Source organism: Microbacterium sp. EF45047, from assembly GCF_028472845.1.
Classification (GTDB): Bacteria; Actinomycetota; Actinomycetes; order Actinomycetales; family Microbacteriaceae; genus Microbacterium; species Microbacterium neungamense.
In genome coordinates this window covers 1,039,323-1,053,326 of record NZ_CP069429.1, presented here as the reverse complement: position 1 = coordinate 1,053,326, position 14,004 = coordinate 1,039,323, and the positions used below count along the sequence as shown (strand labels likewise).

Here is a 14,004-nt window from a genome sequence, read left to right as displayed (position 1 = left end):
CGCGTGCGAAAGCCCTCGCCGCCCCGCGCCCGGGGCCGATGGTCAGTCGGATTCGACGAAGCGCACGCCGCCCTGAGGTCCGCCGGTCTCGCGCAGTGCGGTGCGGGCGGCGGTCATCGCGACGGAGCCGGCGTACCCGCGTCGGGCCAGCTGGCCGAGCAGTCGCCGCAGGGCGGTGTCCGGCTCCAGCCCGGTCATCCCCCGCGCCTTGGTGCGGGCGAACTCGAGGGCCCGCTCGGCCTCGTCGTCGGGAAGGGCCGCCAGCGCCTCGTCGATGATCTCGCGCGGGATGCCGCGCTGGGAGAGGGTGCGCGCCAGTGCGAGCCGCCCCTGTCCCTTCCGCTCGGACCCGGAGGTGACGAGGTGCCCGGCCAGGGTGCGGTCGTCGAGGTACCTCCGCGCGGTGAACTCGTCGATGATCTCGTCGATCCGCCGGTCGTCGAGGCCGGTGTCGGCGAGGATCGCCCGGGCCTCGGCGACCGAGAGGGCACGGGCGCGAAGCCGGCGGACGAGCACCTCCTCGGCGTGCCAGCGCACCTCCTCGTCGGTGTGATCGGCGTCCCCTGCGGCTGCCGCGGTGGCCGCTGGCTCGAGCGTCGCGGGGTCCTCGTGCGGACGCAAGGCGCGCAGCCTGGGGCGGGCCGCCTGCGTGGCGCCGCCGGAGAACGCCGGATGCCTGCTGCTCACCGGTGCTCCGCCGCCGCTCGCCGCGCCGTCGGCTGCGGTGCGGTTCGCCGTCCCACCGACGTCGGCGCGGTTCGCGGCACCGTCGACGTCGGCGCTGTTCTCCGCGTCCGCGGCCCCACCGCCGCTCCCGCGGCTCCGGGCGCCGGTATCGGAAGCGGCGGCACGGCGTCCGAAGATCGGGATCACCGGGGCGAGGCGCTCGGCGTCGCCGTGCCCCTCGCCCCGATCAGCCATGATCCACCCCGGTTACTGAGCTCCGTCGAAGTGCGGTTACTGAGCTCCGTCGAAGTGCGGTTGCCAAACTCCATCGACGCGCGGTAGCTGCGCTCGGCCGACGCATCAGGCCGGACGCCGCTGGCTCAGCTCGTCGACCGGAGCCTCCTCCGCGGCCTTGGCCCCGATGCCCATCTTCTGCTTGATCTGAGCCTCGATCGCCGCCGCGATGTCCTCGTTCTTGATGAGGAAGTTGCGGGCGTTCTCCTTGCCCTGACCGAGCTGGTCGCCGTCGTAGGTGTACCAGGCGCCCGACTTCTTCACGATGCCGTGTTCGACACCGAAGTCGATCAGGCTGCCCTCGCGCGAGATGCCGACGCCATAGAGGATGTCGAACTCGGCCTGCTTGAACGGCGGGGCCATCTTGTTCTTCACCACCTTGACGCGGGTGCGGTTTCCGACCGCCTCGGCCCCGTCCTTCAGCGTCTCGATGCGGCGGATGTCGAGCCGCACCGAGGCGTAGAACTTGAGGGCCTTTCCACCCGCAGTCGTCTCCGGCGAGCCGAAGAAGACGCCGATCTTCTCACGCAGCTGGTTGATGAAGATGGCCGTGGTCTTGGTCTGGTTGAGGCCACCGGTGAGCTTGCGGAGCGCCTGGGACATCAGGCGCGCCTGCAGGCCGACGTGCGAGTCGCCCATCTCGCCCTTGATCTCCGCCTCCGGGACCAGCGCGGCCACGGAGTCGATGACCACCAGGTCGATCGCGCCGGAGCGGATCAGCATGTCGGCGATCTCGAGGGCCTGCTCTCCGGTGTCGGGCTGCGACACGAGGAGCTGATCGATGTCGACGCCGAGCTTCTTGGCGTAGTCGGGGTCGAGGGCGTGCTCCGCGTCGATGAACGCGGCGATGCCGCCGGCGCGCTGCACGTTCGCGATCGCGTGCAGGGTGAGCGTCGTCTTACCCGAGGACTCCGGGCCGTAGATCTCGATGATGCGCCCGCGCGGCAGACCGCCGATGCCGAGGGCGACATCGAGCGCGATGGAGCCGGTGGGGATGACCTCGACCGGGGCGCGCTCATCGCTGCCCAGTCGCATGATCGATCCCTTGCCGAACTGGCGTTCGATGTGGGCGAGCGCGGAATCCAGTGCCTTGTCGCGGTCGTCCGGGGATGGCATGACGTGCTCCTTCGTGCTCGATGTGCTGCCGCCTGTAGGCTGTCGCGACCTGTCCCGGCGGGACGGATTCTCCGACAAGGCGTATGGCTCGGTGCCATGTCTTCACCGTAGGCGTGGCCACCGACATCGCGTCGGCCAGGGCCCCGTCTGTGGAGAGAAATCGCCTCGAAACCACTCGTGCAGAACGATACGCCCCCATCGAACACACGTTCGACGACACGCCGGGAATCCGTGAGAGGACGCGATCTCAGCGTCGCCGGGGCTCCAGCCGGCCCACGCCGTAACGGCGTTCGGCGGGCACGTCGGTCTCGGCGCACAGCGCGAGCCAGATCTCGCGCGGCGGCACGCCGTCGTCCAGGGCTTCGATCGCCGTCCGGCCGAGGCCGCTGAGCACGAGGTCGTGCGTCAGCGCCGTGGCGCGGCCGCCGAACTCGTCATCCACCGCGCGCAGGAACTCGCTGCGCCGCATCCGTCGTCCCGTCCCCGCTCAGCGGAGCGAGAGCTCGGGCTCGACGGAGGCCACGAGATCGTCGGGCACGACATCCGGGAATCCGTGCATGCCCTCGAGAACCGAGATGCGGTCGCCGACCTCGCGCATGATGGTCGAGATCGGAACGTCGAGCGCTTCGGCGACCGAGGCGAGGATCTCGCTGGAGGCCTCCTTCTGGCCCCGTTCCACCTCGCTGAGGTAGCCGAGGGCGACGGATGCCTTGCTGGCGACCTGACGGAGCGTGCGGCCCTTCTGCAGACGGAAGTCCCTCAGCACATCGCCGATCTCCTGTCGTACAAGGATCATCGGAACCTCCTCTCCGTCGTTCCCCTCGTCTGCGATCTCGAGGGGATCGCCAGTCTAACCCGACCGGATGCCACTGAATCTAGTGTGTCACTCTGTGCTTCGCGTGTGAGCGCCGCGCCGGGCGACGCCTGTTCCGTGATCCGTGTGTTGATCGGCACATGTGAGTCAACGCCCGCGGAGTCCCGGCTATTCCGAGGCCCGATCCGCGAGCGCCTCGCAGCCGGCGCGGAGTGCGGCCGCGACGGCGGATGCCCGCACCGCGGCGCGGTCGCCGGGGAACACGAAGGAGCGCACGTCCCGGACCGCCGGCGTGACGACCCCGATGTGGACCGTCCCCACCGGCTGCCCGTCGGGCGAATCGGGGCCGGCAATCCCGGTCGTGGCGATGCCGACGTCGGCCGGGCATCCGTCCACCGCGACGGCGCGCCGGACTCCGGCCGCCATCTGCAGGGCGACCTCGGGATGCACCGGGCCGTGGGCCGCCAGCAGCGCGCCGTCCACCCCGAGGAGGCTGTGCTTGACCGGCGTGGCGTAGGCGACGACGGCGCCGCGCAGACTCGCGGAGGCCCCGGGGACGGCGACGACCTCGGCCGAGAGCGCGCCGCCGGTGAGGGACTCTGCGATCCCGAGGGTCCAGCCGCGCTGCCGGAGCAGCGACAGCAGCTCTGCCGCGTCGTTCACGCGTCGGCCGACCGTGCCCCGCGCACCTGGGCGACGACGTAGTCGATGCCGCTGGCGATGGTGAGCACCAGGGCCGCGTACATCAGCACGACCCCGACCCCGATCCACCACGTCTCGCCGATGAGCGCGTGCAGCGGCAGCAGCCACCAGGACAGGGCGACGGCCTGCACGAGGGTCTTCAGCTTGCCCATCCAGGCGGCCGCGACGATGTGCTGCTTGGCCACGAGGAACCGGTGGACGGTGATGCCCCACTCGCGGATGAGGATGACGATCACGATCCACCAGGGCCACTCGCCGAGCACGGCGAGGCCGATGAACCCGGCGCCGGTGAGGAGCTTGTCCGCGATCGGATCCCACAGCTTGCCGAAGTCGCTGACGATGTCGTGCTTGCGGGCGAGGTAGCCGTCCACCCAGTCGGTGGAGATCGCGAGGACGAACAGCGCCGCGGCGGTCCAGCGCAGCCCGAGGTGGGCGTCCCCGGCGGGTCCGCCGAGCAGCAGCAGCACGAGGAAGACGATCGCGAGCGGGATGCGGACGATCGTGATGGCGTTCGGGAGCTGCCGCGGAATGGCCATCAGTCGCGTCCCGTCAGTCCCCAGGCGTCCTCGTCGCCCTCCTCCTCGACGACCGGGAGGCCTTGGAACTGCGCCTCGACCGGGTCGGACTCGGCGCCGCGCGGTGCGGCCGGCGCTGCGGCGGCGGGCGCCGGGGCGGGTGCGTCCTCGCCGCGCAGGCGGGCGAGCACGCCCGGAAGCTGCTCGGCGGTGACCAGCACGTCGCGCGCCTTCGAGCCCTCGGACGGGCCCACGATCTCCCGCGACTCGAGCAGGTCCATGAGGCGGCCGGCCTTGGCGAAGCCGACGCGCAGCTTCCGCTGCAGCATCGAGGTGGACCCGAACTGGGTCGACACGACGAGCTCGGCGGCGGCGAGCAGCAGCTCGAGGTCGTCGCCGATGTCCTCGTCGACCTCCTTCTTCTTCGGCTCGATCGCCTCCTGCACGTCCGGCCGGTACTCCGGGCGGGCCTGCGCGGTGACGTGCTTGACGACGGCGTCGATCTCGCTCTCGTCCACCCACGCGCCCTGCAGGCGGAACGGCTTGGACGACCCCATCGGCGAGAACAGCGCGTCGCCCTGGCCGATGAGCTTGTCCGCACCGGGGCTGTCCAGGATGACCCGGCTGTCCGTGACGCTGGTCACCGCGAACGCCAGACGCGAGGGCACGTTCGCCTTGATCAGGCCGGTGACCACGTCGACGCTCGGTCGCTGGGTGGCCAGGACCAGGTGGATGCCCGAGGCGCGCGCCAGCTGGGTGATGCGCACGATCGAGTCCTCGACATCGCGCGGGGCGACCATCATCAGGTCGGCGAGCTCGTCCACGACGACGAGCAGGTACGGGTACGGCTTGAGCACCCGCTCGCTGCCCGGCGGTACCTCGACCTCACCGGCGCGCACGGCGCGGTTGAAGTCGTCGATGTGACGGAACCCGAACGACGCGAGGTCGTCGTACCGCATGTCCATCTCCTTCACGACCCACTGCAGCGCCTCGGCCGCCTTCTTCGGGTTCGTGATGATGGGCGTGATCAGGTGCGGCACGCCGGCGTAGCTGGTCAGCTCGACCCGCTTGGGGTCGATCAGCACCATCCGGACGTCCGACGGGCGGGCACGCATCAGCAGGCTCGTGATCATCGAGTTCACGAAGCTGGACTTGCCCGAGCCGGTGGAGCCGGCCACGAGCAGGTGCGGCATCTTCGCGAGGTTGGCGACGACGAAGTTGCCGCCGACGTCCTTGCCGACGCCGATGGTGAGCGGATGCGTGCTCTTCTGTGCGGCGGCCGAGCGCAGCACGTCGCCGAGCGCCACCTTCTCGCGGTCGGAGTTGGGGATCTCGATGCCGATCGCGCTCTTGCCCGGGATGGGCGAGAGGATGCGCACATCGTTCGAGGCGACCGCGTAGGCGAAGTTGTTGCTCAGCTGCAGGATCTTCTCGACCTTGACCCCGTGCCCGACCTCCACCTCGTACTGGGTGACCGTCGGGCCCCGGGAGAAGCCGGTGACCTTGGCGTCGACGTTGAACTGGGTGAGCACGTTGGTGATCTGCTGCACCACGCGGTCGTTCGCCTCCGAGCGCGCCACGGCGGGAGGTCCCTCGCTGAGCAGGGCGGGCGGAGGCAGCGTGTACGGCGCGGCGGGCGGCTGCGGCCCGCGCTCCCCCGGACCCTCGGTGCCGAAGCCGTCCAGTCCGGGCAGCTCGCCGGTGGAGCCGGAGTCGTCCAGCAGCGCGGTGGCGTTCTGCTCGTCGAGCATGCCGGTGATCGCGCTGACATCGGTGAGGACCTCGGTGGCGGCGTCGTACGGCTCGTCGTCGACGATGACGGCCTGGTCGTACGCGGCCTTCGACCCGGGTTCGTCCAGCAGTGCGGTGATCGCCTGCGAGTCGGATCCGGCGTCGGGGTCCTCCTCGCGTCCGGTCTTGTTCCGACGCCACCACGGCAGGGCGTCGTCCTGGTCCGCGTCCGCGTCGTCGGCGCGCGCCTCGCCGGGAGCGGGACGCTCGGGGCGCTCGGGACGCTCGGTGCCGAACATCCACGCGTACAGGTCGCCGAGGCGCTGTCCGATCCGGTTCGGCGGGGTCTTGGTGAGGATGAGGATGCTGAGGAACGTCAGCAGCCCGAGCACGAGGTAGGCGACGATCGGGGTCAGGAAGGCCAGCGGCTCGCCGAGCATCCATCCGAACAGGCCCCCGGCGGCGCTGAGCGCCGGCATCCCGTCCCGCGGCTGGGGGCGCTCCAGCACCCCGAGGTCGTTCGCGGTGCCGGAGGCGACGTGGCAGATCCCGGCCAGGGCGAGCGTGAACAGGCCGAAGCCGATCCCGATCCGGCCGTTGTCGTGCACGGAGGACGGATGCCGGAACAGCCATCCGGCCAGCAGGAGGAGCAGCACCGGCATCACGAACGCGATGCGGCCGACCAGCATCCCCCAGCTGTACGCGCTGATGATCTGCGCGACCGCGTCGCCGATGAAGAACCACTCCACGACCGCGCCCACGCAGGCCAGCAGCACGAGCAGGAACGGGAAGCCGTCCCGCCGCTGGTCCTTCTCGAGGGTCTCCGGCCCGAAGGCGCGGAACAGGCCGCCGACGCCGTGCGCGAGGCCCAGCCACATCCGCACCGCCAGCGGCGGACGCTCGGGCTCGTCGATGTACTTCCTCGGCGCGGGCGCCGCCTTCGCGGGTGCCTTGGAGGCCGTCTGCCGCTTCGAGCGCGACGGAGTGTCCTCGGCGGCGCGCGCGGTCTTCGTGGTGCTCCTGGCCATTCCTCTACGGTACGTCCCGGGTCCGACGCCGGCCCGCAATGACGCGGCTTTCCGCGGGATCGGACCCGGTCAGGCCTCGATCACAAGCGGCACGATCATCGGCCGGCGGCGCAGCTTCTGGTTCACCCAGCGGCCGATGGTGCGGCGGACGACCTGCGAGAGCGCGTGGTTGTCGCGGACGCCGTTGCCGGCGGCCTCCTTGAGCGCGGCGACGATCTTCGGCACCACGTCGTCGAACACGGCGTCGTCCTCGGCGACGCCGCGGGCGTGGATCTCCGGGCCGGAGATGATGCCGCCGGTCTGCGCGTCCACGACGACGATGACCGAGATGAAGCCCTCCTCGCCGAGGATGCGGCGGTCCTTGAGGTCGGCATCCGTGATCTCGCCGACCGTCGACCCGTCGACGTACACGAAGCCGAGATCGAGCTGCCCCGCCACGTGCGCCTCGCCGTCGCGGAGGTCGATGACCGTGCCGTTCGAGGCGATGATGGTGCGCTCCTCGGGCACGCCGGTGTCGCGGGCGAGCTTCGCGTTCGCGATCAGGTGGCGGTACTCGCCGTGCACCGGCAGCACGTTCCGGGGCTTCAGGATGTTGTAGCAGTACAGCAGCTCTCCGGCCGCGGCGTGACCCGACACGTGCACCTGGGCGTTGGCCTTGTGCACGACGTTCGCGCCGAGCTTGGTGAGGCCGTCGATCACGCGGTAGACGGCGTTCTCGTTGCCGGGGATGAGGCTGGAGGCGAGGATCACGGTGTCGCCCTCGCCGGGCTCGATGGCGTGGTCGAGGTTCGCCATGCGGCTGAGCACGGCCATCGGCTCGCCCTGCGAGCCGGTGGACATGTAGACGATGCGGTCGTCGGGCAGGTCCTTGGCCTTCTTGTAGTCGATGAGGACGCCGTCCGGCACCTTCAGGTAGCCCAGATCCTCGGCGATGGTCATGTTCCGCACCATGCTGCGGCCGAGGAAGGCCACCCGGCGGCCGTGGGCGTAGGCGGCGTCGATCACCTGCTGCACGCGGTGCACGTGGCTGGAGAAGCTGGCGACGATCACCCGGCGCGGCGCCTTGGCGATCACCTGGTCGAGCACCGGGCCGATGGAGCGCTCCAGGGGGGTGAAGCCGGGGATGTCGGCGTTGGTGGAGTCGACCAGGAACAGGTCGACGCCCTCCTCGCCCAGGCGCGAGAAGGCGCGCAGGTCGGTGAGCCGGCCGTCCAGCGGGAGCTGGTCCATCTTGAAGTCGCCGGTGGCGAGCACCAGGCCGGCGGGGGTGCGGATCGCGACGGCGAGGGCATCCGGGATCGAGTGGTTCACTGCGACGAACTCGAGGTCGAACGGGCCGGCCTGCTCGCGCTGCCCCTCGGCGACCGTGAGCGTGTAGGCCTTGATCCGGTGCTCCTTGAGCTTCGCCTCGACGAGCGCGAGCGTGAGGCTGGAGCCGATCAGCGGGATGTCGCCCTTCAGGCGGAGCAGGTACGGCACCGCGCCGATGTGGTCCTCGTGACCGTGCGTGAGCACGATGCCGACGATGTCGTCGAGGCGGTCCTTGATCGGCTCGAAGTCGGGCAGGATCAGGTCGACGCCCGGCTGGTGCTCCTCGGGGAAGAGCACGCCGCAGTCGACGACGAGGATCTTGCCCTGGAACTCGAAGACCGTCATGTTGCGGCCGACCTCGCCCAGTCCTCCGAGGGGGATGACGCGCAGGGTGCCGGCGGCGAGGGGTTCCGGTTCGGACAGGGGGATGGACATGCTGTCTCCTCAGTCGGACACCGCTCGTGTCCGTTCGTGGCGTTGCGCGCCTGCCCGGCTCAGCGGGTGGTGCCGTGCACCTTGGGCAGCGCGCCACCCGCGGCCGCGTTGCGGTCGGGGCGGAAGTTCGAGAAATCGGCACCGGGGACGTCCTTGACCAGCGACAGCTCGTCCTCGATGAGGGCGGCCTCCCACTCCTCCGGCCCGACCAGCGGGAGCCGCACGCGCGGGCTGCCGATGCGGCCGAGCCCGTGCAGGATGTACTTGGTCGACACGGTCCCCGGCACGTGGGTCATCACCGCGCGGACCAGGGGCTCGAGGCGCTTGTGCTCCGCCGTGGCCGCCTTCAGGTCGCCGCGGTTCACGGCGTCGACGATGGTGCGGTACGGCGCGGAGGTGATGTTCGCGGTGACGCCGATCAGGCCGGTGGCCCCGATCGACAGATGCGGCAGCACGTTCGCGTCGTCGCCGGAGAAGTACATCAGGTCGGTCTGGTTGAGCACCCGGCTGACCTCGCTGAAGTCGCCCTTCGCGTCCTTCACGGCGAGGATGTTCGGATGCTTGGCCAGGCGCAGGATCGTCTCGTACTTGATCGGCACGCCGGTGCGGCCGGGGATGTCGTACAGGATGACCGGCAGGTCGGTGGCGTCGGCGACGAGGCGGAAGTGGGTCAGGATGCCGGCCTGGGTGGGCTTGTTGTAGTACGGCGTGACGATCATGATGCCGTCGGCGCCGGCCTTCTCGCTCGCCTTGTACAGCTCGATGGCGTGCGCGGTCTCGTTGGATCCGCCGCCGGTGATGATCTTCGCCCGTCCGGAGGCGACGTCCTTGCCGACCTCGACGAGGCGCAGCTTCTCGGCGTCGGTCAGGGTCGAGGTCTCACCGGTGGTGCCGGTGACCACGATGCCGTCGGCGCCGTCGGCGATGACGGTGTCGATGTGCTTCTCGACCGCGGGCCAGTCCACCTCGCCGTCGGCGGTCATCGGCGTGACCAGCGCGACGAGAACCTGTCCGAAGGGGTTGCCCGTGTGCGTCATGAGTTCAGGTTATCGTCTCGCGGCGCGCTCTCGCGCCGGAACGGCCGCGCCGGGACCGTAGGCTCGGGGGATGGTGTGGCAGATCGACGACTCGCGGACCGTGTACGAGAACCGGTGGATCGAGGTGCGGGAGGACCGCGTGACCGGCCCGTCGGGCGCCGGGATCTACGGCGTGGTGCGGATGCAGCATCCGGCCGTCTTCGTGGTCGCGCTCGACGAGGACGAGCGCGTGTGCCTGGTGTCCCTGCACCGTTACACCACCGGCGCGTCGATCGAGGTGCCGGCCGGCGGCACCGACGGGGAGGATCCGCTCACGGCCGCCCGGCGCGAGCTGCGCGAGGAGACCGGGCTCGAGGCCGACGAGTGGACCGCGCTCGGCACCGTGAACGCCCTGAACGGCATCGCCGTGGCGCGGGAGCACGTGTTCCTGGCGCGCGGACTGCGCCCGGCCGCGGACGCTGATGACGAGGGCCGCACCGAGGAGGGCATCGACGCCGTGCTGCGGGTGCCGTTCGCCGAGGCGATCGCGATGATCGCGGACGGTCGGATCACCGACGGCGAGACGGTCGCGGCGCTCGCGCTGGCCGGCATCCGCCTCGGCCGCTTCGCCTGACCGCGGGCCCGACGCGGGGTCCGGTCGTCCGGGCGCGGCGTCCGGTCGTCTGGGCGCGGCGCCGAGTGCGTCCGCCCGACCGGCCGGGCCCGCTACATCCGCCCGCGGCCGCCCGCCCGCGCCGCCACCGACGGCGGCAGTAGCCGCGCGAGGGCGACGATCGCCTTGTAGCGCAGCGACGGCACCGAGACCGCGCGGCCGCGGGCGGCATCCCGCAGTCCCTCGCGCACCACCGCCCGCGCATCCAGCCACGCGAACGCGGGGACGCCCTCCTCCCCGGCGGCCAGTCCCATCCGCTCGTGGAACGTCGTGTGCGTGAACCCGGGGCACAGCGCGGTGACGCTGACGCCGTCGCGGGCGTACTCGATGTTCGCCCACCGGCTGAACCCGATCAGCCACGCCTTACAGGCGGCGTAGGTGGAGCGCGGGATGAAGCCGGCGACGGAGGCGACGTTGACGATCCGGCCGCCGCGACCCCGCATGGTCTGCAGAGCCGCGTGCATGAGCCGCAGCGGTGCCTCGACGTGCACCCGCAGGTGGCGCACCTCGTCGTCGACGTCGTTGTCCGCGAACCGCAGCGGCAGCCCGAACCCGGCGTTGTTGACCAGCAGATCGACCGGGGACGCGGCATCCGTCAGCCGGTCGGCGACACGCTGCAGGTCCGCCTCCACGGCGAGATCGGCGGGCAGCACCCGGACGTCGACGCCGTGCGTCGTGCGCAGCTCCACCGCCAGCTCCTCCAGGGCGTCGGCGGAGCGTGCGACCAGGATCAGATCCGCGCCGCGCGCGGCGAGCTGCCGGGCGAACTCGGCTCCGAGCCCGGCGCTGGCGCCCGTGATCAGCGCCTGCGGCATCAGCGCTCGTACCCCAGGAATCGGTAGCGGATGCCGGTGCGCGAGGTGCGCCACTCCGCCTCGTCCACCAGCCGCCAGCCCTCGCGGGAGGGCGCGAACGCGTCCCCGGTGACGTCGAGGTCGAGCTCGGTGACCTCGAGCCGATCGGCGTCGCCGAGCACCTGCCGGAAGATCTCGGCGCCGCCGATCACCCAGGCGCTGTCGAGTCCGCGGACCGCGTCGTGGATGCTCGAGGCGCGACGCGCGCCGTCGGCGGCCCAGTCCTGGCGGCGGGTGATCACGATGTTCTCCCGCCCTTCCAGCGGCCGGAACCGCTCCGGCAGGGACTCCCAGGTCTTGCGGCCCATGATCACCGGACGGCCCAGGGTGACCTCCTTGAAGTGGGCGAGGTCCTCCGGGACGTGCCACGGCATGCCGCCGCCGGCGCCGATGACGCCGCCGTGCGCCTCCGCCCAGATCAGCCCCAGCCAGGTCATACCGCGACCGCCGCGCGGATCGCCGGGTGGTGCTGGTAGTCCTCCAGCACGAAGTCCTCGTACCGGTAGTCGAAGAGGGACGCGGGCCTGCGGGCGAGGCGCAGCGTGGGGTACGGGTACGGGTCGCGGCGGAGCTGCTCCTGCACCTGCTCGATATGGTTGTCGTAGACGTGGCAGTCACCGCCGGTCCAGACGAAGTCCCCGGGCTCGAGGCCGGTCTGCTGCGCGATCATCAGGGTCAGCAGCGCGTAGGAGGCGATGTTGAACGGCACCCCGAGGAACAGGTCGGCGCTGCGCTGGTAGAGCTGGCAGGAGAGCTTCCCGTCGGCGACGTAGAACTGGAACAGCGCGTGGCAGGGCGCGAGGGCCATGTCCGGGATGTCCGCCGGGTTCCACGCCGACACGATCAGCCGCCGGGAGTCGGGAGTGGCGCGGATCTGCTCCACCACCTGGGCCAGCTGATCGATGTGCCCGCCGTCGGGCGTCGGCCAGGACCGCCACTGCACGCCGTACACCGGACCGAGGTCGCCGTCGGCATCCGCCCACTCGTCCCAGATCGTGACGCCGTGCTCCTGCAGCCAGCGCACGTTCGAGTCGCCGCGGAGGAACCAGAGCAGCTCGTAGGCGACCGATTTGAAGTGCACCCGCTTGGTGGTGATCAGCGGGAAGCCCTGCGACAGGTCGAACCGGATCTGCCGTCCGAAGACGCTGGTGGTGCCGGTGCCGGTGCGGTCGTCCTTGTGCGTGCCGTTCGCGAGCACGTCGCGGAGCAGGTCCTCGTACGGGGTGGGAACCGTCATGACAGCCACGATACCGGGAGGCTCCCCCGCCCCGCCTGCGCGTCACCCGGCGTCATATCGGACCCGGTGCCGGACGCCCGGCGTACCCTCGGGACATGGACCTGTGGGCTGCCCTCGCGACCGTCGGCGTCCTCGTCGCGGCGACCGCCGCGCTGGGCGCCGTGTGGCGACGGCGCGACGGGCGACGGCGCCGCGGCGACGGGTCGGTGGTCGACCCCGCCGACCTGCCTGGACGGCTCGCACCGCGCGCCACCTTCGTCCAGTTCAGCACCGAGGTGTGCGCCCGCTGCCCGCAGGTGCGACGGATGCTGTCCGACCTGGCCATCCGGCACGAGGGCGTCGGCCACATCGAGGTGGACCTCACCCGGCGCACGGAAACGGCCGGCCGGTACCGGATCCTGCAGACCCCGACGACCCTGCTCGTGGACGCCGGCTGCCGCATCCGCTCGCGCTTCAACGGCGTCCCGCGCCCGGCGGATCTGGAGGCCGCGCTCGCCGCCCTCCCCGCATCCGCGCCCCGGACCGCATCCGCAACCCGGACCGCACCCCAGGAGATCCGATGACCACTCCCCCCGGAATCGACCCCCGCGGCCCCCGCTTCGCCGCCGCCATCACCTCCGTGCTGCTGCTGATCGCCACGCTTCTCGGACTGCTGACCGCGTCGGGCGCTCGGCTCGCAGCCGTGCTCGTCGCCGTGCTCGTCGCGCTGCTGTTCCTCTGGGGCGTCCTCTCGCCGCAGACGCATCCCTGGGCGGTGCTGTTCCGCAGCGTCATCCGGCCTCGCCTGGTGCCGCCGGCCGAGCTGGAGGATCCCCGTCCGCCGCGGTTCGCCCAGGGCGTCGGCCTGTTCGTGGTCGGGGTCGGCCTGCTGCTGCACCTGGCCGGCGTGCCCGCAGCGCTGCCGATCGCCACGGCGGCTGCGTTCGCCGCGGCGTTCCTGAATGCGGCGTTCGGCTACTGCCTGGGCTGCCAGATCTACCTGCTGCTGCGGCGCGCGGGCGTGCTGCGCTCCGCGGCCTGAGCGTTCCCTCCCGCCGCGACCCCTCGCTAGGCTGGCCGGAGACGACGCGAGCCCGCGTCGTGACCCCGAGACCTCTGGAGGAACCATGACCGTCACCAGCGAAGCCACCACCACCTGGACCGGATCGCTCATGGAGGGGTCCGGCACCGTCGCCTTCTCCTCCTCGAACCTGGGCACCTTCCCCATCGACTGGAAGGCCCGCAGCGAGGGCTCCGAGACGACCACCACGCCGGAGGAGCTCATCGCCGCGGCGCACGCCTCGTGCTTCAGCATGGCGTTCTCGCACGCCCTCGCCGAGAACGGCACCCCGCCCGAGCGCCTGAACACCACCGCCTCGGTGACCTTCAAGCCCGGCACCGGCATCACCGGCAGCCACCTGAACGTCAACGCCACCGTCGCGGGCATCACGCCGGAGAAGTTCCAGGAGATCGCCGAGGGCGCCAAGGCCGGCTGTCCGGTCTCCCAGGCGCTCGCCGGCATCGAGATCACCCTCGAGGCGTCCCTGGCCTGACTGCCACCCACCCTTCCCGGCACATTGTGTCACCAGGTGCAGGTCGGACGACCCACCGCCTGCACGACGGGACACAATGT

Annotated in this window: 16 protein-coding genes; 4 read left to right on the top strand and 12 right to left on the bottom strand. The window is 71.2% G+C overall.

Features of this window, described 5'->3' with window-relative positions:
* Window positions 1-42: 42 nt before the first annotated feature.
* From JRG78_RS04995 to dapA, 9 genes are all read right to left on the bottom strand, one after another.
* Window positions 43-921: a regulatory protein RecX gene (locus tag JRG78_RS04995; RefSeq protein ID WP_259607919.1), complete on the bottom strand. Its 879-nt coding sequence runs from the start codon at window positions 919-921 to the stop codon at window positions 43-45.
* Between the two features lie 105 nt (window positions 922-1,026).
* Window positions 1,027-2,076, bottom strand: coding sequence for a recombinase RecA (gene recA, locus JRG78_RS04990; protein ID WP_259607918.1), 1,050 nt, complete (start codon window positions 2,074-2,076; stop codon window positions 1,027-1,029).
* A gap of 247 nt (window positions 2,077-2,323) precedes the next feature.
* On the bottom strand, window positions 2,324-2,545 hold the full coding sequence (locus JRG78_RS04985; RefSeq protein WP_259607917.1) for a DUF3046 domain-containing protein: 222 nt from the start codon (window positions 2,543-2,545) through the stop codon (window positions 2,324-2,326).
* A gap of 18 nt (window positions 2,546-2,563) precedes the next feature.
* A complete protein-coding gene (locus tag JRG78_RS04980; protein ID WP_259607916.1) occupies window positions 2,564-2,872 on the bottom strand; it encodes a helix-turn-helix domain-containing protein in 309 nt (102 codons plus the stop codon).
* Between the two features lie 186 nt (window positions 2,873-3,058).
* Entirely contained in the window at window positions 3,059-3,553 is a 495-nt protein-coding gene (locus JRG78_RS04975) for a CinA family protein (RefSeq protein ID WP_259607915.1), read from the bottom strand.
* A complete protein-coding gene (pgsA, locus tag JRG78_RS04970; RefSeq protein WP_259607914.1) occupies window positions 3,550-4,128 on the bottom strand; it encodes a CDP-diacylglycerol--glycerol-3-phosphate 3-phosphatidyltransferase in 579 nt (192 codons plus the stop codon). Before pgsA ends, JRG78_RS04975 begins: the two co-directional genes overlap by 4 nt.
* Window positions 4,128-6,866 (bottom strand): FtsK/SpoIIIE family DNA translocase, encoded by a 2,739-nt coding sequence (locus JRG78_RS04965; protein WP_259607913.1) that lies wholly within the window; start codon window positions 6,864-6,866, stop codon window positions 4,128-4,130. Before JRG78_RS04965 ends, pgsA begins: the two co-directional genes overlap by 1 nt.
* A gap of 69 nt (window positions 6,867-6,935) precedes the next feature.
* Window positions 6,936-8,612, bottom strand: coding sequence for a ribonuclease J (locus JRG78_RS04960; protein ID WP_259607912.1), 1,677 nt, complete (start codon window positions 8,610-8,612; stop codon window positions 6,936-6,938).
* A gap of 59 nt (window positions 8,613-8,671) precedes the next feature.
* Window positions 8,672-9,649 (bottom strand): 4-hydroxy-tetrahydrodipicolinate synthase, encoded by a 978-nt coding sequence (dapA, locus tag JRG78_RS04955; protein ID WP_259607911.1) that lies wholly within the window; start codon window positions 9,647-9,649, stop codon window positions 8,672-8,674.
* Window positions 9,650-9,719: 70 nt separating this feature from the next.
* Here dapA and JRG78_RS04950 point away from each other — a divergent pair, with 70 nt between their 5' ends.
* The gene (locus tag JRG78_RS04950) at window positions 9,720-10,262 is read left to right on the top strand and encodes an NUDIX domain-containing protein (protein ID WP_259607910.1); all 543 of its coding nucleotides are present in this window, start codon (window positions 9,720-9,722) and stop codon (window positions 10,260-10,262) included.
* Between the two features lie 92 nt (window positions 10,263-10,354).
* Here the strand turns inward: JRG78_RS04950 and JRG78_RS04945 are convergent, their stop codons facing one another.
* From JRG78_RS04945 to JRG78_RS04935, 3 genes are read right to left on the bottom strand one after another with little or no spacing between them, the layout of a single operon-like run.
* Window positions 10,355-11,116, bottom strand: coding sequence for an SDR family NAD(P)-dependent oxidoreductase (locus JRG78_RS04945; protein ID WP_259607909.1), 762 nt, complete (start codon window positions 11,114-11,116; stop codon window positions 10,355-10,357).
* Entirely contained in the window at window positions 11,116-11,592 is a 477-nt protein-coding gene (locus tag JRG78_RS04940; RefSeq protein ID WP_259607908.1) for a dihydrofolate reductase, read from the bottom strand. Before JRG78_RS04940 ends, JRG78_RS04945 begins: the two co-directional genes overlap by 1 nt.
* Entirely contained in the window at window positions 11,589-12,392 is an 804-nt protein-coding gene (locus JRG78_RS04935; RefSeq protein WP_259607907.1) for a thymidylate synthase, read from the bottom strand. Before JRG78_RS04935 ends, JRG78_RS04940 begins: the two co-directional genes overlap by 4 nt.
* Before the next feature lie 95 nt (window positions 12,393-12,487).
* On the opposite strand from JRG78_RS04935, the gene JRG78_RS04930 reads away from it, so the two are divergent.
* The 3 genes from JRG78_RS04930 to JRG78_RS04920 all read left to right on the top strand — a co-directional run bounded on the left by JRG78_RS04930 (window position 12,488) and on the right by JRG78_RS04920 (window position 13,924).
* Window positions 12,488-12,955 carry a thioredoxin family protein gene (locus tag JRG78_RS04930; RefSeq protein WP_259607906.1) on the top strand — a complete coding sequence of 156 codons (468 nt, stop codon included), beginning with the start codon at window positions 12,488-12,490 and terminating at the stop codon, window positions 12,953-12,955.
* Window positions 12,952-13,413, top strand: a complete 462-nt coding sequence (locus tag JRG78_RS04925) for a DUF4395 domain-containing protein (RefSeq protein WP_259607905.1) — start codon at window positions 12,952-12,954, stop codon at window positions 13,411-13,413. Before JRG78_RS04930 ends, JRG78_RS04925 begins: the two co-directional genes overlap by 4 nt.
* Window positions 13,414-13,498: 85 nt before the next feature.
* A complete protein-coding gene (locus JRG78_RS04920; RefSeq protein WP_259607904.1) occupies window positions 13,499-13,924 on the top strand; it encodes an OsmC family peroxiredoxin in 426 nt (141 codons plus the stop codon).
* Window positions 13,925-14,004 lie beyond the last annotated feature (80 nt).